The following is an 18,002-nucleotide window of genomic DNA, read 5'->3' as shown; positions in this document are numbered from 1 at the left end:
TGCTTACTGCAATTTTTCATTATTACGATGCCGGTCAGCATCCCGGATACTCTTTTTGGCGAAGTTCTTCTCCAGTGCCGCTGTCATATCAATACCTGTTTGATTGGCTATACAGAGCAACACCCACATCACATCTGCCAGTTCATCTGCCAGCTCCTTATTTTTATCGCTTTCTTTAAAAGACTGGTCGCCATATTGTCTGGCCATTAACCGTGCCACTTCTCCTACTTCCTCCGTTAAAATCGCCATATTGGTAAGTTCACTAAAATATCTTACGCCGGTGGTATTCACCCATTTGTCAATACTTTCCTGTGCTTCCTGAATCGTCATAATATGCCTGTTTTATGTTTAAAAATAGCTGAAACTATTCCTTGTTCCTGGTATCAATCATAATAGTAACCGGACCATCATTCAGCAAGGCCACCTTCATATCTGCACCAAAGATACCTGTCTGCACCTCCCGGCCCAGATCCGCAGTCAACTGCGCAATCATTTTTTCATACAGGGGAATCGCGGTTTCCGGTTTACCAGATCGAATATACGAAGGACGGTTCCCTTTTTTGGTTGCCGCATATAAGGTAAACTGACTCACTAACAAAATCCCACCCTGCATATCTTTTACGGATAAATTCATCACCCCTTCCGCATCATTAAAGATGCGCAGGTTCACTATTTTATTGCTCAGCCAGGTGATATCTGCCATATTATCTGCATCTTCTATTCCCAACAATACCAGCAAGCCACCTGCTATCTCTCCGGTTATTTTGCCATCCACCGTAACGGAGGCCTGGGCAACCCTTTGTATAACTGTTCGCATATGTTCACTTAATAAAACCAACCCGGTTCCCCGGCAAATTATAGAAAATAACCTGTTTACACAGGGCACATATCTTAAAAAATTTCAACAGATAAGCTTTAAATAAATAAATTGCCAGTTCAAATAACCTTCATGGTTAATTAAAAAATACAATATGATTATTGAATTGTCCCCGGAAATTACTTTCCGCACCGCCCGCAGCGGTGGTAAGGGTGGACAAAATGTAAACAAAGTGGAAACCATGGTAGAAGGCTATTTTGATATAGCGGCTTCCACTTTATTCACTGCGGAACAAAAACAGCTGATCCGGGAAAAGCTGGCTAACCGTATCAATGCAGAAGGGCTTTTGCAGATAAAATCGCAAACCGCCCGTACCCAGCTGGGTAATAAGCAGGAAGTGATCAAAAAGATGAACGACCTGGTAAACAAGGCATTGATACCTCGTAAAAAACGTATCCCCAGTAAACCATCCCGGGCAGTAAAAGAAAAAAGACTGGCTTCCAAGAAGCTGTTATCTGAAAAAAAACAACTCCGGCGCAAAGGCCCGGAGTTGTAAATTGCATCCTTCATATAGCAGGCTATTACCTGTTGTACCTTCTTCTACCACGGAGAACCTTTATTTTTGATTTAAAATCCCGGCATTGAGCATAAAACAACTGGCAGGACAGACGATCTACTACGGATTAAGCAACATTGTGAGCAAGTTGCTCAATTATTTCCTCACCCCTTTTTACCTCGGAGGAATCCTCACCCAGGCTGCCTTTGGGGAAATGTCAAACGTATATGCCTACATTCCTTTTGCCAATATAATACTTACCTATGGCCTGGAAACGGCCTTTTTCCGTTTTGCCAAAAAGGACAATGAAGCCAGGGTGCTCAGCACTGCTACAATATCCCTGCTATTTTCTACGATCAGCATCACCATCCTGCTATTATTGCTCAAAGGCACTATAATTAATTCCTATACCGGCGAGCTGGCTGGTCTTGCAGGACATCCCCAGCTATATACCTATATTATTCTCATCATGGCTTTTGATGCCCTTACGGCCATCCCTTTTGCCCAACTCCGACAGGAAGGGCGGCCTAAACGCTATGCAGCCATCCGCATCGCGGGCATCACTACTACCATATTCTTTAATATCTTTTTCCTGAAACTATGCCCCGAATGGTACGCAAAAGGATACCACTGGCTGCCCAATGTAGAGGCAGGCAGCGACCAGCTGGGGTATATTTACTTAAGTAACCTGCTTGGTAGCGGGATTACCCTCCTGCTGTTTTTACCACAAATCATTCGTATCAACTGGCAATTTGACCCGCAGCTTTGGAAACAGATGCTGAGCTACGCACTGCCATTGATTATAGTGGGCATGGCAGGTATGGTCAATGAAACATTTGATCGGGCCTGGTTTTTACCACAATACCTCCCTGGTAATGACCTGGAGGCTAAAAAGGAAGTTATTGGTCTGTACAGCGCCAATTACAAGCTGGCGATCCTGATCACCATGTTCATACAGGCATTCCGGTTGGGGGCGGAACCCTTCTTCTTTAAACAGGCCAAAGAAGAAAATCCTCAGAAAACATATGCCCGCATTATGAAACTGTTTGTAGTAATGCTCTGCTTCATGTTCTTGTTTGTAAGCCTGTACCTCAATATCTGGAAGGCTTTTCTTCGCCAGGAAATCTACTATGAAGGACTCAGGATTGTACCTATTCTGCTGCTGGCCAATATATTCCTAGGGGTATACTATAATCTTACCATCTGGTTTAAATTGACAGATCGGACCAAAACAGGAGCAGTAATCACCATTATTACTGCCATACTGGCGTTTGCACTTAACTACTGGTGGATCCCCGTAATGGGATATTTTGGTGCTGCTCTGGCCACCATGGTATGTTACTTCATACAGATGGTAATTTGTTATGTATGGGGGCAAAAGCATTATCCCATTCCCTACCATCTGCCTAAACTTATTACCTATACGCTACTGGCCGTAATCATCTACTACGTGTATGCCTGGCTTAATAAAACCTGGCTGTCGCCGGAGGATATCTATGCAGTAAAGCCGCTTTCCCTGCTGGTAGCCACTACGTTATATGGGCTGTATGCCTGGTTTATTATCAAAATGGAGAAGCGGGAGTTTGCCAAACTTCCCGTAATCGGCAGGTTCGTTGCCAAACTGTAAGGAATGAACGAGGCATGCTAAATACAGTAGCAGAGTAGTATCTGCCATTATATTTAGCATGCCTCGGTACTTATTTACTTCCCGGTATGCTCCAGATGCCTTCGGGGGTACTTTACTATCAGCCTTTGGGCTGTTGCTGTAACCACGCCTCCTGGGTCAGGCAGCAACATACCAGCCTTTCTTTACCTATACTTCATTCAGAAAAGGGTTGTGCCGTTTTTCAAAGCCGATGGTAGTAGCTGGTCCATGCCCTGGCAATACCTTTGTATCATCCGGCAGCACAAACAGCTTTTCCCGGATGCTGGCCAGCAGGGTGGCATGGTTACCTCCCGGAAGGTCCGTACGGCCAATACTCTGATAAAACAACACATCTCCGCCAATCAGGAACTTTTCCGCGGCGCAATAAAAAGATACACTTCCCGGCGAATGCCCTGGTGTAAAAATCACTTCCAGCTCCACCCCGCCAAAGGAGATCTTATCCCCCTCCTCCAGATAGGCCGAAGGCATAGGGGACGGCTCAAAGCGTACATTATACATAGCTCCTACTTCAGGGGAACGTACCAGTACTATTTCATCCGCCCGATGAATTTCCAGCCCCACTCCATAAGTAACAGCTACCAGCTTATTCCCGAAAATGTGGTCCAGGTGGCAGTGCGTATTCAGCAGTCTTGTAACCTTTAACCCCTCCTTTTCGATATACAGGAGCAATTCCTTTCGCTCTTCTTCAAAATAACAGCCAGGGTCTATAATTATACACTCCCTTTTTCCGTTAATAAGAAGATAAGTGTTTTCCTGGAATGGATTAAAGGTGAATTGTTGGATTTCAATCATTCTTACCCGATTTTTGTCTAATTTTAAATCAGAACACAATATTATCAATACTTTCTGTATGAACCGATTTACTACCAGGTTATTATTCACCTGTACCCTATTACTTGGAACGATTGTATCGCAGGCCCAGACGAATACCGTGGAGTTCGGACAAAATCGTGTACAGCATAAGAATTTCAAGTGGAGGTTCTACCAAAGCAAGCATTTCAATACCTATTTCAGCCAAAACGGGCTGGAATTAGGGAAGTATGTGGCCCAGGTGGCAGAAAAAGAACTCCCCCAGCTGGAACAGTTTATGGAAACTTCTTTCCGGCAGCGCACCAATATTGTGGTCTATAACAGCTACGGTGAAATGAAACAGTCTAATATAGGCATCGGGGTAGACTGGCAGAATACCGGGGGAGTAACCAAACTGGTAGGTAATAAACTGATTGTATACTTTGATGGTGACCATGAAAATCTCCACCGTCAGATCAGACAAGGGATTGCCAGACTAATGCTCGAAACCTTATTATTTGGGGAAGATATTGGCGAATTTGCCGGTAATGCTGTATTAATAGACTTTCCGAAATGGTTCACGGACGGATTTATTGCCTACGCAGCAGAAAACTGGAATGCCAAGAATGATGAGGCGATGAAAGCGATCATCCTTTCCGGTAAATACAGCAATTTTAACCAACTGGCTTATGACCACCCACTGCTGGCAGGACACGCATTCTGGTATTATGTGGAATCTAAATACGGTAAAGATGCAGTGCCTTACCTCATGTACATTTCACGCATTAACCGCGGGCTGAAGAAAGGCTTTGAACAGGTGCTGAATCAAAACCCTAAAAATGCTACCAAAGACTTTATGCTGTATACCATGCGCAGGTATCAGCAGGATAACCGCCGCCGCCGACAGGTAACCAAAGGCCGTACCATCACTGCCAAGGAAACCAATAAATCCGACTTCTACCGCTTCCAGGCTAATCCTAAAAATAACTCCTACGCAGTGGTAGAATTCAAGAAAGGGGTATACCGTGTGCAAATTCAGTATGGATACAACACACACGTTATTCTGAAGAGCGGGGTACGCCAACTGGCCAACCAGCTGGATCCCAACTATCCCTTACTGGCATGGAACCAAAAAGGAAACCGCCTGGCAGTGATCTATGAACATGAAGGGAAAACCAAACTCCTGATCTACGACCTCATTACTAAAATAACAATTAAACAAGACCTCAAACAGTTCGACAGGGTAGTGGATATGAAGTACTTCTTCGAATTCGATAATACCCTGCTCTTATCTGCAATCAAGAATGGACACACCAACATATTTACATATAGCATCAGCAATTACAAGGTAGAACAGATTACCAACGACTCCTATGATAATCTGGAACCTTCTTTTGCAGCATTCCCAGGCAAAAGTGGGATTATATACGCATCCAACCGGCCATCCCCTCAAGCCAAAAGCGGGGATACCGTACTGCCTAATGGTCATTACAATATCTTCATGATAGATAACTGGAACAAGAGCTCTGAAAAACAGATCACCCAGCTAACTAACATGAAAACCGGTAATGCGCGATTACCAGTGCAATACAATACCACCCATTTCACATTCGTATCTGATGAAAATGGAATCCGTAACAGATATGCCGGCTTCTTTAAAACAGAAAGGGCGGGAATAGATTCCCTGTTCTTTGTCGGTTCTGAAATCCTGCACAACCCAACTCCGCTGGAGCTGGATTCTGCCCTGGCTGATTATGGTACTACTGCGCCTGATTCCGTACAGGCGGTAAGTATTACCAATGACTCTACCTATGTATTTCCGATCACTAACTATCAGTATGGCATTCAGGAATCAAGGGCTGCCGGTGACCAGGGAGAAGTGTCAGAGGTAATCGCCATGAACGATTATAAACGGCTGTATAAACTGAAAATAGATACCGTTGCCTTACGTAAACGGAATGTAAATGCACGCCCTACCAGCTTCCGCGCACGGCAAATGCATGAAGACAGCCTGCGGCTAGGATTACCAACTTATAACAGTGGTGCCAAAGACACTGCTGTCAAACATCCGGATTTCTTCCAGAGCGAGTTTGGCAATGAGCCGGCAGATACTACTGCAAAATCCAATGTGTCATCTTTTGATCAGCCTGAGCCGGAACCTATTCTTAAAAGGTCTAAACTGTTGCCGTATAAACTGAAATTCTCTTCAGATTATCTGATCGCACAAATTGACAACTCAGTACTGATTAACAGATACATGCCATATACCGGCCCTCCGGGTGGACCTATCCGGCTTACCGATCCCGTAAATGGATTGGTGCGTATAGGCATCAGCGACCTGTTTGAAGATTATAAATTCAGCGGCGGCTTCCGCGTTCCTTCTTCCCTGGACGGATCGGAATACTTCTTCTCATTTGCCTATCTGAAAAAACGGTTCGATTATAAACTGACTTATTACCGTAAGGTAGACCGGGCCGCTTTTGTAGGAGAAGGCGTGGAAATTCCTGTTAAACAAAAAACCAATCTGTACCAACTGGATATCCGCTATCCTTTTGATCAGGTTAGAAGTATCCGTATCCAAACCGGTATCCGGACAGACAGAATGGTATTCCTGGCAATAGATCCTTTTAAACGGGTACCTGATCTGAAAGAAAACTGGGCACTGTTAAGATTGGAATACGTACATGACAATACCATCAACCCGGCCATCAATATCTGGAACGGTACAAGATTCAAAATATATGGCGACCTGAACGGACAAATATCCGGTAACTATGGAGATGTATTCAACAATCCTAACAATCCGCCACCTAAAGGACGGTTTATGTATAATATGGGGATTGATGCCCGGCATTATGTTAAAATATACCGGAACTTCATCTGGGCTACCCGGTTCTCTGCCGACCTCTCCTGGGGCTCCCGTAAGCTGATCTATTACCTGGGTGGTACTGATAACTGGCTCAATCCTAAAATACACCAGACACCTGTGAACACAAACGAAAATTATGCGTTCCAGACACTGGCGGTAAACATGCGTGGCTACAAACAAAATATCAAGAACGGAAACAACGTGATGTTACTGAATACAGAATTACGTTTACCGGTATTTGCCACCTTTATCGACAAGCCTATTAACTCAGCATTCCTCCGTAATTTCCAGACAACTACCTTTATTGATATAGGTACTGCCTGGAACCAGAAACTAAGCTTTAAAGATGCGAATTATGCTATTTATACAGATCCATCCTCAGGGGTAACTACCAAGATCAAACAAGGTTTCCTGGGACCATTTGTGGGAGGATATGGATTCGGCGCCCGTACTACTATTGCAGGGTATTTCCTCAGGGTAGATGCCGGCTGGCCGGCTGTAGCTTTCTTCCGAGGCAGCCCTATCTGGTACTTCGGACTGGGAGTAGACTTCTAATCTCTCAACTAATAATAAAAAAATCCCGGGTCATACACGACCCGGGATTTTTTTTATCAATGGATAAACAAGGCTCAGAAAAACACCCATACAAATCGTAAATGCCCACGCTGCACGGAACTCCCACGGATGAAGTAAAATATCTCCAACTTCCGTCAACAATGCAAACGGATTAGTTACAATATCCCAACTGTTCCATCGCATAAAACGGCCTATATACACGCCCATACCACATAAAAACATTACCGGAAAAACAAACAGGGCAGCAGACCATTTGGGATATCTTGTACGCCACATGCTTTCCATTTCACAAATAGAGAGATATCCCATCAGCAAACCGTTCCAGGCAAATGAAAGCAGCAGAAATAAATCATACCACATAGGGGCGCCTCCTTTAGGCAAATGGAACAGGTCTGTGAGGATATAAGGAGCATTGGGTAAAAATGCCAGCCATACCAAAAAAGAAACCGTCCATATCCAGGTGGCTTTAAACTGGTAATTCCAGCTAAGCATATACCGGGTAATAGCGTAAGGAATAAATGCCAGGAACAAATTCCAGACCATTGAGATGTATTGCATTTTGCCCGTATGCAAAATGCGGCAGCATAACAAAGTAAGACTGAATAAAGTAGAGGCCCACAAAGTATATTGCAACCTGTTGCGGGCTATCCAGCCATTTACTATCGCAGCGGTCCTGTTTAAATTCAAATTCATATTCATTCAATAATTTTCATACTATAAGAAATAAGGCACAAATACAAGCCCTCCGGTGATAAGCGCTACCAGCGCGGCTACCAGCACCGCGCCGGCAGCCACGTCTTTAATCCATTTTACCCGTTCATGGTATTCCGGAGCCACATGATCCATTACTTTCTCAACAACCGTATTCAGCATTTCTGTTATCCATACCAGGCCTGTTACAATCGTTAGTAATATCCACTGCAAAACGGGTAGATGGCAATATATGCCGGCAACTATTACCAGTATCGTGGCCAAGGCATGTATCCGTGCATGTGGTTCACTTTTCAGGAAGGCACCTATACCACTGAAAGCATACCCAAAACTTTGCACCCGTTTACTAAAATAAGAGCGGTTTACCCCAGACATATTATATATTTTTCCATCTTTATGCTATAACGGCTTATCTTGTTCAATTTAAGCCAAAATCCGGCCAATCTTATGCGGCTTCCTCCCCTAAAGCATCCCAGCGGATTTTACGGCTGAAATACATCACAATAGCCAGAATAATAAATAAGCCAAGGCTTCCCATTAATAATGCCTGATCTTCTGACTGAATGATCACATAAATAAAACTGTACAGCAAGAGTAGTACACTCCCAATACCTATTCCCATACGATAACTTTTAAATACACTGGCAGTATACATGGTGATCAGGCCCAGGGTGAGTACAGTAGCTACCAGATATGCCAGGTTAAAAGTCAGCTGCTCTGCCAGGGCGATGAGCAAGGTGTAGAATATGCATAAGGCTATGCCGATCAGTATATATTGTAATGGATGCACAGCCCGGTGCTGTAACAATTCAATAAAATAAAACACCAGGAAAGTAAGTCCTATAATGAGGATCGCATATTTTACCGCACGGGTGGATTTCAGATAACCATCTACCGGCATAAAAAGTTTTACCCCAAAATCAGCAGTGCTGATGTCATAAGGATCCCCGCTTACCCAGCGCTGCGGGAAAGTTCGGTTCAGGTCCAGCACCTGCCAGGAGGCCGTAAAACCCTTTGCTGTGATCTCCCGCTTGTCAGGCAGGAAAGCGCCTGCAAAACTTGGATTAGACCAGTTCGACTGAAGGTTTACCTGCGTGGTTTTGCCAACAGGAGTGAAGAAGATTTGTTCAGACCCCTTCAGCATAAGGGTTATTTCAAACTCATACCCTTCAGCCAGCTTACCGGTCAGGCCGGCATCCTGCTTGCCCGCTGAACCAGGTTGATCCGTAGTAGTAACTACTGGTATACCGGCCTGAAGCCCCGTTGTAAATAACCCATTGGCAACCGCTCCCGGATTAAAGACAAAAGGTTTTCCATTCCACATTACCTGCGCTTCATTTCCAATACCACGCATATCACTCAGCCCAACCGCTAAAAAAGCTTTATTGAACTGTAGCATGTTCAATGGTACACTCAGTTTACTGGCATCCAAAGGCGAAAAGGTACCATTCAATTTCAACTGGGAATTATACACCGCCACTTCATAAATACCTCTTTTCCTGATTTCAGGTAACAGCTCCCCGTTAATAACCAGCTTATCAGGTAAAAAATAAGCGTACGCTATTTCTTCCTGTCCCTTTACTACCGCTGTATTCTCCGGAACCTTAATATAAGGTACTACCAGCACCGGACCAGCTACCCGTTGTGCGTTGGCCCATTTAGCACTTACCTCCGTAGTAGCCTCATCCTGCAAAGCTTTCCGCTCTGAAATAATGCCCAGGATTAACGCGGTGGGTATTAATAACATTAAAACAAGTATGCCAATAACAATGGCTTTTACAGCATAGGCATATCTTCTGAGAAAGCCTTTGGTTTCTTTAATTTCTGGTATTTCCATGGTAATGTATTTAAAAGCACTTTGTGTTTCAAAGTATAAAGACAAAAAAAATTACTTGGTAAACTTGATCATGCTCTCCAGCGCTGCCAGATGACCTTTGAATGCCTTTTCTCCTGCTGGTGTAATGGCATAGGTCGTGTTGGTTTTACGCCCGATAAACCCCTTATATACTTTCAGATAACCATTTTCCTCCAATGTATTCAGATGGGAGGCCAGATTGCCATCGGTAACCTCCAGCATCTGCTTCAGATCATTGAAGTTCACTTCATCGTTGACCATTAAAATGCTCATCACCCCCAGTCTTATGCGGCTGTCAAATATTTTATTTAAGTTACCTATTGGGTTCATCAAATCACAATTTTCTTAAACCAAGTGCAGACACACTCACTGCTATCTGCCTGTTTCCCAACATACAAAAAACTAGCTGGCAGTTGGGCGTGCATCGTGCGCTGCGGGCTGCCGCTCATATTTCCACCACATCAAAGCGCCATAAATAATGTGCAATACACCAAAGCCCAGCAGCCAAAAATAAAGCCCTCTTCTCAAAAAGAAAAGATTAATAACACCCAATATGATTTCGGTGATCCCCAAATAACGTATATCTGATAAAGTATACTTACTGGCATTTACCAGGGCAAGCCCGTAAAAAACAAGGCAGGTAGGTGCTACCATACCCTCCAGGTGGTTATATAACAAGCCGCCTATAAAAGCGCCACCAGCCGCCAGCGGAATCGCTACATTAATCAGCACTTTTCTGGAAGTAGCATCCCAGATAGGTAACTGATTCCGCCTCGCTCTCCGCCAGGTAAAAAATGTTCCTACACATAAAGCCACTCCTAATACTACTCCGGCTAATATGACCAACTTTATTTTAAGTAATTTAAAATCAGCCAGGTTAAAGGCACCGGTAGCTTCCCATCTCGTATAATAAGCTGTAAGCCAGGTATAGGCTATATATCCTCCGGCCAGCGCAGTAATACCGGCACTTATACCACTGAGCCCACTAAGGGAGATAAAACGGCTGCTCCGTTCCATCATCCGCCTTATATCACTTAATGTTTCCAGATGTTGCTGCTCATTCATATAAAAAGCACTTTGTAATTCAAAGTTACAATAATATCTAAAACAGCAAAATATATTTTTGACTATAAGTGGGGGTATCATTGCTTCTTGTTCGTCAAAAGATATAATATTGTTCCTAGTTATGATTGACTGGAAAAGGATATTGGCCTTATTTTTTTGCATAACCCTATGTTGCTCAAATCTGCATGCCCAGCAATTCAAGGTGAGTGGTGTGGTAAGAGATGCGCATTCCCAGGAGGTCATCCCCTTTGCTACTATCCGGTTTGTTGGCACCAATACAGGCATTGTCAGTAATGAAGCAGGCAAATATACATTTGAGTTAAGCAGTATCTCTGCTGATTCTCTCCAGGCAAGAGTAATGGGCTATAACTCACTGGTATTACCCGTAAATAAAAACACTCCCGAACAAATCATTGATTTTGAAATGACCCGGTCTGATGTTTCTTTAAAGACCTATGAGATCAAAGCCAATGTAAACTTTGCACTCATCCTCCTCAAACAAATTATCCGGCAAAAACCATTTAATAATTACAACAAACTGGATAATTACAAATACGAGGTCTACAATAAACTGGAACTGGATGTGAAGAACCTCAACAAGGATAAGATCAGTAAAAACCGCTTTACCAAACCCTTTGCCTTTATCTTTGATAATGTAGACAGTACCTCAGAAACCAAACCTTTCCTGCCGGTATTCTTGACAGAATCACTCTCTGATTATTATTACCAGCGAAGTCCTAAAAAAGTAAAGGAAGTGATCAAAGCCAGCCGTACTTCAGGAATCGACAACCAAAGTGTGGTTAAGTTTCTTGGTGGCATGTATCAGAACCTCAATGTGTATGATAATTTCATGCCAGTGTTTGACAAGCAGTTTGTAAGTCCTGTTAACAACAATGGTGCATTCTATTATGATTACAAAATCGCAGATACCCAGTATGTAAGCGGCCAACGGTTTATTAAACTAAACTTTGCTCCTAAACGTAAAGGAGAGAATACTTTTATTGGCGACCTCTGGGTGCAGGATTCCACCTATGCCATACAAAAAACTACCTTGTCCGTACCTAATGATGCCAATATAAATTTCATCAGAAAAATAAGCCTGGTACAGGAGTTTAAACAACTGGCCGACAGCTCCTGGTTCCTGGCAAAAGATAAATTCATTGCCGACTTCTGGGCACCAGCGCCCAGGCCCGGCAAAACCATTGAGTTCATTGGCCGGAAAACCACTACTTATGAAAGCATTGTTACCAACGATACAGCGGCTACCAATATCTTCACTAATAAGAACTTTCAGCAAAATGTAACCGTACTGGAAAATGCAGCCAATAAACAGGATACTTTCTGGGCTAAGAACCGGCACGACAGTTTAAGCAAAAATGAAGTAGGTATCTATCAAATGGTAGACTCCTTGCAGAAAATGCCACTCTTTCAAAGATACTCCAATACAATCCGGTTCCTGGCTACCGGGTACAAGCCGCTTGGCCCTATCGAACTCGGACCATACTATTATCTCTTTAGTAAAAACAAACTGGAAGGATTTCGCCTCCGCATGGATCTGGGTACTACGCCACAGTTTAATAAAAACATATACCTCTACGGATACCTGGCCTATGGCTTTGATGATCATGTATACAAAGGAAAGATATCAGCGTTGTGGTTGTTGAAAAGACACCCGCGTACCTACCTCTATGGTGCCTATACGAAAGACCTGGATAATGGTACCAAATATTATGATGAAGTGGGATCTGACAACATTTTCACACTCGCGATCCGCAAATCTGGCATACCACAAAAATTCCTGATGGTAGAAGAAAAGCGGATAGAGTTTTTTAAAGAATACTACAGTGGCTTTTCTTACCAACTATCCCTCGCTCATAAAAACTTCCACCCATTTGAACCGCTTCCTACCAATCTGCATTTTCCCAAAACAGCAGCAGGAAATGATCCTATGGTAAACACAGAAATGGAACTAAAAATCCGTTATGCATTCCAGGAAAAATTCCTCGAAGGAAATTATTACCGGGTAAGTCTGGGAAGTAAGTATCCTATTACTGAACTAAGATATGCTTTTGGTATACCTGGTGTCATGAATAGTGGCAACCGGTATCAGAAAATGGTCATGAGCATTTCAGACTACGTCAAGCTCCCCCCGTTTGGTACTTTATATTATAATCTATTTGCCGGAAAGATCTTCGGCACTTTACCCTACACCATGCTGGAAGTACACCCAGGTAATGAGATTTACTACTACAACAAATATGCCTTTAACATGATGAACCGTTTCGAGTTTATCAGTGATCAATACGCAGGATTTAATATAGAGCATACCATAGGCAATGGTATTTTTGGATATATCCCACTCATTAAAAAACTGAAGCTGCGGCAATTCTGGACAGCCAAAGGAATCATCGGTGCCTTATCTGAAGAAAACAAACAATTAAACTTTGTAGCCGGCTATCCTTTCCGTACACTGCATGGCAGCCCTTACCTCGAAGTGGGTACGGGAATAGAAAACATCTTCCGGTTTTTACGGGTAGACTTTGTTTGGCGGGTAGCACCAGGGACCATCCCTAATGACTCTTACAAGCGAAGATTTGGGGTATTCGGCAGCTTCAGGCTGCAATTCTGATCAGCTGCTGTAATGCCTGAAAAGAAAAACTGTACGGCGTTTCTCTTTTCAGACAATATCCTTCACAATATGCTTATGATACATTATCAAGTGCTTCACAGATGGTACGGCATGCAGTGCGTATCTCTTCCGGTGTGATCGTCAATGGTGGCGCTATACGCATACATTCCGGCGCAAACAGGAACCAGTCGGTTAAGATGCCTTTCTCTATACAATAATCAATTACCTTTTTATTTACTGCAAAGCTTTCCATCTCCACTGCTATCATCAACCCCAGAGAGCGTACTGCCCGGATGGCCGGATGCTGCAGATGTTGCAAAAATAGCTGCTCCTTTTCTTTAACCCCGGCTACCAGCTGCTCATCCAGCAATGCCTGCATGCCGGCCAGTCCCGCAGCACAGTTAACCGGATGTCCGCCAAATGTGGTAATATGTCCCAATACAGGATTATTTGTAAGGCTCCACATGATTTCACGTGATGCAATAAAAGCCCCCAGTGGCATACCACCTCCTAATGCTTTGCCTAATAGTAAAATATCAGGTACCACTCCCAGCTGCTCAAATGCCCATAGTGAACCATTGCGACCCAGCCCACATTGTATTTCATCCAGTATCAATAATGTACCGGTGGCAGTACATTTCTCCCGGAGTGCGTGTATCCAGTCCCGTTGTGGCACTATTACCCCCCCTTCTGCCTGCACACTTTCAGCTATTACACAGGCGGTACGTGTGGTAATACGATCCAGCGTTTCCCATGCATTGTATATCACATGCTGCACATCCGGGAGTAACGGGCGGTAGGCATTGCGCCAGTGTTCATCTCCCAGGATACTTAAAGACCCCTGTGTAGAGCCATGATAACTACGTTCAAATGCAATGATCTCTGTTCTGCCGGTGTATCTCTTGGCCAGCTTCATAGCACCTTCTACTGCTTCTGTTCCTGAGTTCGTAAAATACACACTATCCAAGGAGGAGGGCAGGTGAGCCGTAAGCAAACTGGCAAAAGCCACCTGAGGCGATTGTACCATTTCTCCATATACCAGCAGATGCATATACTGCTGCGCCTGTTCCTGTACTGCTTTTACAACAGCCGGATGACAATGCCCTACATTGCATACACTAATACCGGCTATCAGATCCAGGTATTGCTTGCCATTCACATCCCACATATACATGCCTGCCGCTTTCACTATTTCCAATGCCAGAGGGGCATCAGAAGTCTGCGCTACGTGCCGCAGAAAAAGTTGCCTGTTATTCATATCACTTGCTGCGCTTAATTTATGATGCGAAGGTAGGAGAAATGCAGGGAATGCTTTTTGCTTAATGCCACATATGCTATATTTGCGGAAACATATAAAGCAAAAGCCTCCCACTTCCGGCCATTGCTTTTATGCAGGAGCATTATCACTTTCAGCTTAAAAACTACACATCATGCCTGTAATCTTACCTGTAAAAGGAGTGTATCCCAAAATGGGAGAAAACTGTTTTGTGGCCCCCAACGCTACTATTGTAGGCGATGTGGTAATGGGCAACGAATGCAGCATATGGTTTAATGCCGTAGTACGGGGCGATGTCAACAGTATCCGTATGGGCAATAAAGTGAATATCCAGGATGGCGTTGTGATCCATTGTACCTACGAAAAAACCAAAACCGTCATTGGCAATAATGTATCAGTAGGCCATAATGCTATTATACATGGCTGTACAATCGAAGACGATGTACTGGTAGGCATGGGGGCTATTATCATGGATAATGCCCATGTAGGCGCAAATACCATTATTGCAGCGGGTGCTGTGGTGCTGGAAGGTACCCATATAGAAAAAGGTACCGTATATGCCGGTGTACCTGCCAAAAAGATCAAAGACATTAATATGGACCTCATCAGAGGAGAAATCAACCGTATTGCGGATAACTACATCATGTACGCCAGCTGGTTTAAGGAAGAAGAAAAATAATCCGCCAAAAGGCATTACACACTTTATAAAAAATAATTATATTGCAGGTAGAAATACCTCCCTATGAAAAAACTATTGGCATTACTCATGCTGACTGGTATACTTATTACCAGTTGTTCTTCCCAGAAATATGGTTGCCCGGGCAGCAACTACTACAGCAAAGACAATAAAAAACAAAACAGCAAAGCTGGCAAACAAATGCAGCGCCTATTCTGATCCGCTTATGAAACGATCCTTTCTTCTATTACTGGCAATAATGATAATAACTCTGGGAAGTTGCCGTACACAAAAAACCGGTTGCCCCCAACCTAAACCCAACTGGGGTGCTGAAAAGGTACTGGATGAGATGAATAAACCCAAAAAGGGCCGGAGAGGGTAAGAGGTCAGGCTATCCTCCTAATACTCTTCTTCTGTAATGGTTTCCAGAATAGTGGCATAGCTAACATAGCGCTCTACATTGATCTTGCCTTCGTTTACGGCCTCTTTCACCGCACATCCCGGCTCGTTAATATGCAAACAGTTGTTAAACTGGCACTCGCTGATATAAGGCTGCATTTCCAGGAAATAATGAGATAATTCTGCTTTGGGAATGTCTACAATACCGAATTCTCTTAGCCCGGGGGTATCAATAATTCGTCCTCCTTCTTTCAGGTCAAACATTTCTGCAAAAGTAGTGGTATGCAGCCCTTTACCGCTCCAACCACTGACTGCCTTGGTTCTCAGTTGCTGATCCGGCAACAGGGCATTGATCAGTGAAGATTTGCCCACCCCGGAATGACCGGACATCAATGTGGTTTTATTATGTAGCAGCGTACCCAGCTCCGGAACACCATACCCCGTGGTGGCAGAGGTAAGTATCACCTGATAGCCAATTTCAGTATAGAGCTGCTCATATTCCGCAAACTGTTCTACCTGCTTCTCCTTATACAGGTCCATCTTATTAAAGGCCAGGATTACCGGTATATGATAGGCTGCTGCCGTGACCAGAAACCGGTCTATGAATCCCTGAGAAGTACGTGGCTCTTTGAGCGTACAGATCAGCAATGCCTGATCCATATTGGCTGCAACGATATGTTTCTGATGCTTACGGTGAGGAGAACTTCTTACAATATAATTATGCCGGTCGGCTATTTCAGTGATCATCGCTGTATGATCTCCACCCTCTTCCGGTACAATTGCTACGGTATCTCCCACCGCAATAGGGTTCGTGGAGGTAATATCCCCGTCTTTTTTGAAAATCCCTTTCATACGGGCTTTGAAAAACTCCCCCGTGGTGCTTTTTACCACGTACCAACTACCTGTAGACTTGTAAACCGTTGCTTGCAATAGATCAATATTATAAAAGTGCCCGTAAAGTTAGGGCATTTTATGGTAGCGACCCCGTGTGAGGTTTGTAATCTGTATTAAGGTAAACTTCTGAACAAAGTATAGCGCAATACCATTTCCAGCAACAGGCAGGTGAGGGCTATCATCGCCAGCAGGAAAAAATGCTCCGTAAAACGCTTGTAAGAGGTAATCTCTACCTTGGTTTTTTCCAGCTTATCAATCTCCTGGTAAATGTTCTGCAGGTCATTGGTATTGGTAGCACGGAAATACTTGCCGCCGGTTTCATGCGAGATCTTCTTCATCAGGGGCTCATCTATCTGTACATCCTGCATCTGCATCTGTACGCTACCATCAGGCATAGTCATCGGAAAAGGGGCTTTCCCATAGGTACCTACGCCAATTGTATATACTCTTATTTTGAAGGCTTTTGCTATTTCAAGGGCTGTGAGGGGATCTACCAACCCAGTGTTATTCACCCCGTCAGTAAGCAGGATAATCACTTTGCTTTTTGCCTGGCTGTTACGTAAACGGTCTACTGAAGTAGCCAGTCCCATACCAATAGCCGTTCCATCCTGCAGCATGCCGCTTTTTATCTGCATGATCTGGTTCTTGAGTACCGCATGATCTGTTGTAATGGGGCATTGGGTAAAACTTTCACCGGAAAAGATCACCAACCCCATACGGTCACTGATACGCTTGTCCACAAAGTCCATCGCTACCTTTTTGGCAGCTTCCATCCTGTTGGGTCGCAGGTCTTCTGCCAGCATACTTCCTGAGATATCTATGCTCAATACGATATCAATCCCTTCACTATCTATATTTTCAGAAGTATTAGACGTTTGAGGTCTTGCCAATGCTACTACCAATGCAATAAATGCCAGCATCCGCAATGCCAGCAATAAGGGACGGAACCGCACCTTCCAGGATACCGGCAATCCTTTTAATCCTGCCAGGGAAGATACCTGCATAAACCCACGCTGCTTGCGCTGACGCGAAAAATACCAGTATATCATCACCGGTACCAGCAATAACAGCCAGAAAAAACCGGGATAAGCAAATTCTATATTTTTCCAGATCTCAAAATTCATCAGATCAATTACGAATTTTCATTTACAAATGGCCAACGCTTTACTCCTCACTTACTGCATTGGGATAATTACCAGTGAACAAATGCCTGCTGCTGCAAAC

General features: G+C 43.9%; 17 protein-coding genes. 6 read left to right on the top strand and 11 right to left on the bottom strand.

Translation table 11 applies throughout. From position 1 onward, the window contains the following. Positions 1–3: 3 nt before the first annotated feature. Together ABR189_RS19915 and dtd are read right to left on the bottom strand one after the other, a co-directional pair. Positions 4–330 (bottom strand): nucleotide pyrophosphohydrolase, encoded by a 327-nt coding sequence (locus ABR189_RS19915; RefSeq protein WP_354662230.1) that lies wholly within the window; start codon positions 328–330, stop codon positions 4–6. Between the two features lie 34 nt (positions 331–364). After that, positions 365–817: a D-aminoacyl-tRNA deacylase gene (dtd, locus tag ABR189_RS19910; RefSeq protein WP_354662229.1), complete on the bottom strand. Its 453-nt coding sequence runs from the start codon at positions 815–817 to the stop codon at positions 365–367. Between the two features lie 154 nt (positions 818–971). Between dtd and arfB the strand changes: the two genes are divergently transcribed. Together arfB and ABR189_RS19900 are read left to right on the top strand one after the other, a co-directional pair. Then, on the top strand, positions 972–1,373 hold the full coding sequence (arfB, locus tag ABR189_RS19905) for an alternative ribosome rescue aminoacyl-tRNA hydrolase ArfB (protein WP_354662228.1): 402 nt from the start codon (positions 972–974) through the stop codon (positions 1,371–1,373). A gap of 85 nt (positions 1,374–1,458) precedes the next feature. After that, complete coding sequence (locus ABR189_RS19900; protein WP_354662227.1) at positions 1,459–3,000, top strand: oligosaccharide flippase family protein; 1,542 nt, start codon at positions 1,459–1,461, stop codon at positions 2,998–3,000. 186 nt (positions 3,001–3,186) lie between these two features. Here the strand turns inward: ABR189_RS19900 and ABR189_RS19895 are convergent, their stop codons facing one another. Further along, positions 3,187–3,831 carry an MBL fold metallo-hydrolase gene (locus ABR189_RS19895; protein ID WP_354662226.1) on the bottom strand — a complete coding sequence of 215 codons (645 nt, stop codon included), beginning with the start codon at positions 3,829–3,831 and terminating at the stop codon, positions 3,187–3,189. 58 nt (positions 3,832–3,889) lie between these two features. Here ABR189_RS19895 and ABR189_RS19890 point away from each other — a divergent pair, with 58 nt between their 5' ends. Beyond that, a complete protein-coding gene (locus ABR189_RS19890; RefSeq protein WP_354662225.1) occupies positions 3,890–7,252 on the top strand; it encodes a hypothetical protein in 3,363 nt (1,120 codons plus the stop codon). Positions 7,253–7,282: 30 nt separating this feature from the next. Here ABR189_RS19890 and ABR189_RS19885 read toward each other — a convergent pair whose 3' ends face one another. From ABR189_RS19885 to ABR189_RS19865, 5 genes are all read right to left on the bottom strand, one after another. Beyond that, positions 7,283–7,966 carry a DUF1361 domain-containing protein gene (locus ABR189_RS19885; RefSeq protein WP_354662224.1) on the bottom strand — a complete coding sequence of 228 codons (684 nt, stop codon included), beginning with the start codon at positions 7,964–7,966 and terminating at the stop codon, positions 7,283–7,285. A gap of 21 nt (positions 7,967–7,987) precedes the next feature. Next, a complete protein-coding gene (locus ABR189_RS19880) occupies positions 7,988–8,359 on the bottom strand; it encodes a diacylglycerol kinase (protein WP_354662223.1) in 372 nt (123 codons plus the stop codon). Between the two features lie 70 nt (positions 8,360–8,429). Further along, positions 8,430–9,821 (bottom strand): cell envelope integrity protein CreD, encoded by a 1,392-nt coding sequence (gene creD, locus ABR189_RS19875; RefSeq protein WP_354662222.1) that lies wholly within the window; start codon positions 9,819–9,821, stop codon positions 8,430–8,432. A gap of 51 nt (positions 9,822–9,872) precedes the next feature. Next, positions 9,873–10,169 (bottom strand): winged helix-turn-helix domain-containing protein, encoded by a 297-nt coding sequence (locus tag ABR189_RS19870; RefSeq protein WP_354662221.1) that lies wholly within the window; start codon positions 10,167–10,169, stop codon positions 9,873–9,875. Positions 10,170–10,241: 72 nt separating this feature from the next. Then, positions 10,242–10,904 carry a hypothetical protein gene (locus ABR189_RS19865; RefSeq protein ID WP_354662220.1) on the bottom strand — a complete coding sequence of 221 codons (663 nt, stop codon included), beginning with the start codon at positions 10,902–10,904 and terminating at the stop codon, positions 10,242–10,244. Between the two features lie 121 nt (positions 10,905–11,025). Between ABR189_RS19865 and ABR189_RS19860 the strand changes: the two genes are divergently transcribed. Beyond that, a complete protein-coding gene (locus ABR189_RS19860; protein WP_354662219.1) occupies positions 11,026–13,533 on the top strand; it encodes a DUF5686 family protein in 2,508 nt (835 codons plus the stop codon). A gap of 73 nt (positions 13,534–13,606) precedes the next feature. Here ABR189_RS19860 and ABR189_RS19855 read toward each other — a convergent pair whose 3' ends face one another. Beyond that, complete coding sequence (locus ABR189_RS19855) at positions 13,607–14,791, bottom strand: aspartate aminotransferase family protein (protein ID WP_354662218.1); 1,185 nt, start codon at positions 14,789–14,791, stop codon at positions 13,607–13,609. Between the two features lie 172 nt (positions 14,792–14,963). On the opposite strand from ABR189_RS19855, the gene ABR189_RS19850 reads away from it, so the two are divergent. Further along, positions 14,964–15,488, top strand: coding sequence for a gamma carbonic anhydrase family protein (locus ABR189_RS19850; protein ID WP_354662217.1), 525 nt, complete (start codon positions 14,964–14,966; stop codon positions 15,486–15,488). Between the two features lie 63 nt (positions 15,489–15,551). After that, complete coding sequence (locus tag ABR189_RS19845) at positions 15,552–15,704, top strand: hypothetical protein (protein ID WP_354662216.1); 153 nt, start codon at positions 15,552–15,554, stop codon at positions 15,702–15,704. A gap of 180 nt (positions 15,705–15,884) precedes the next feature. Here ABR189_RS19845 and rsgA read toward each other — a convergent pair whose 3' ends face one another. Beyond that, a complete protein-coding gene (gene rsgA, locus ABR189_RS19840; protein WP_354662215.1) occupies positions 15,885–16,814 on the bottom strand; it encodes a ribosome small subunit-dependent GTPase A in 930 nt (309 codons plus the stop codon). 77 nt (positions 16,815–16,891) lie between these two features. Continuing rightward, positions 16,892–17,902 (bottom strand): vWA domain-containing protein, encoded by a 1,011-nt coding sequence (locus ABR189_RS19835; protein WP_354662214.1) that lies wholly within the window; start codon positions 17,900–17,902, stop codon positions 16,892–16,894. Positions 17,903–18,002: the final 100 nt, after the last annotated feature.

The organism is Chitinophaga sp. H8 (assembly GCF_040567655.1).
Lineage (GTDB): Bacteria > Bacteroidota > Bacteroidia > Chitinophagales > Chitinophagaceae > Chitinophaga > Chitinophaga defluvii.
The sequence above is the reverse complement of the archived record's forward strand: the minus strand, read 5'-3'. Positions and strand labels throughout refer to the sequence as shown.

Coding starts and splice junctions, on each gene's coding strand:
- ABR189_RS19915 (WP_354662230.1), bottom strand. CDS start 330: ATGACGATTCAGGAAGCACAGGAAAGTATTGACAAATGGGTGAATACC.
- dtd (WP_354662229.1), bottom strand. CDS start 817: ATGCGAACAGTTATACAAAGGGTTGCCCAGGCCTCCGTTACGGTGGAT.
- arfB (WP_354662228.1), top strand. CDS start 972: ATGATTATTGAATTGTCCCCGGAAATTACTTTCCGCACCGCCCGCAGC.
- ABR189_RS19895 (WP_354662226.1), bottom strand. CDS start 3,831: ATGATTGAAATCCAACAATTCACCTTTAATCCATTCCAGGAAAACACT.
- ABR189_RS19890 (WP_354662225.1), top strand. CDS start 3,890: ATGAACCGATTTACTACCAGGTTATTATTCACCTGTACCCTATTACTT.
- ABR189_RS19885 (WP_354662224.1), bottom strand. CDS start 7,966: ATGAATTTGAATTTAAACAGGACCGCTGCGATAGTAAATGGCTGGATA.
- ABR189_RS19880 (WP_354662223.1), bottom strand. CDS start 8,359: ATGTCTGGGGTAAACCGCTCTTATTTTAGTAAACGGGTGCAAAGTTTT.
- creD (WP_354662222.1), bottom strand. CDS start 9,821: ATGGAAATACCAGAAATTAAAGAAACCAAAGGCTTTCTCAGAAGATAT.
- ABR189_RS19870 (WP_354662221.1), bottom strand. CDS start 10,169: ATGAACCCAATAGGTAACTTAAATAAAATATTTGACAGCCGCATAAGA.
- ABR189_RS19865 (WP_354662220.1), bottom strand. CDS start 10,904: ATGAATGAGCAGCAACATCTGGAAACATTAAGTGATATAAGGCGGATG.
- ABR189_RS19860 (WP_354662219.1), top strand. CDS start 11,026: ATGATTGACTGGAAAAGGATATTGGCCTTATTTTTTTGCATAACCCTA.
- ABR189_RS19855 (WP_354662218.1), bottom strand. CDS start 14,791: ATGAATAACAGGCAACTTTTTCTGCGGCACGTAGCGCAGACTTCTGAT.
- ABR189_RS19850 (WP_354662217.1), top strand. CDS start 14,964: ATGCCTGTAATCTTACCTGTAAAAGGAGTGTATCCCAAAATGGGAGAA.
- ABR189_RS19845 (WP_354662216.1), top strand. CDS start 15,552: ATGAAAAAACTATTGGCATTACTCATGCTGACTGGTATACTTATTACC.
- ABR189_RS19835 (WP_354662214.1), bottom strand. CDS start 17,902: ATGAATTTTGAGATCTGGAAAAATATAGAATTTGCTTATCCCGGTTTT.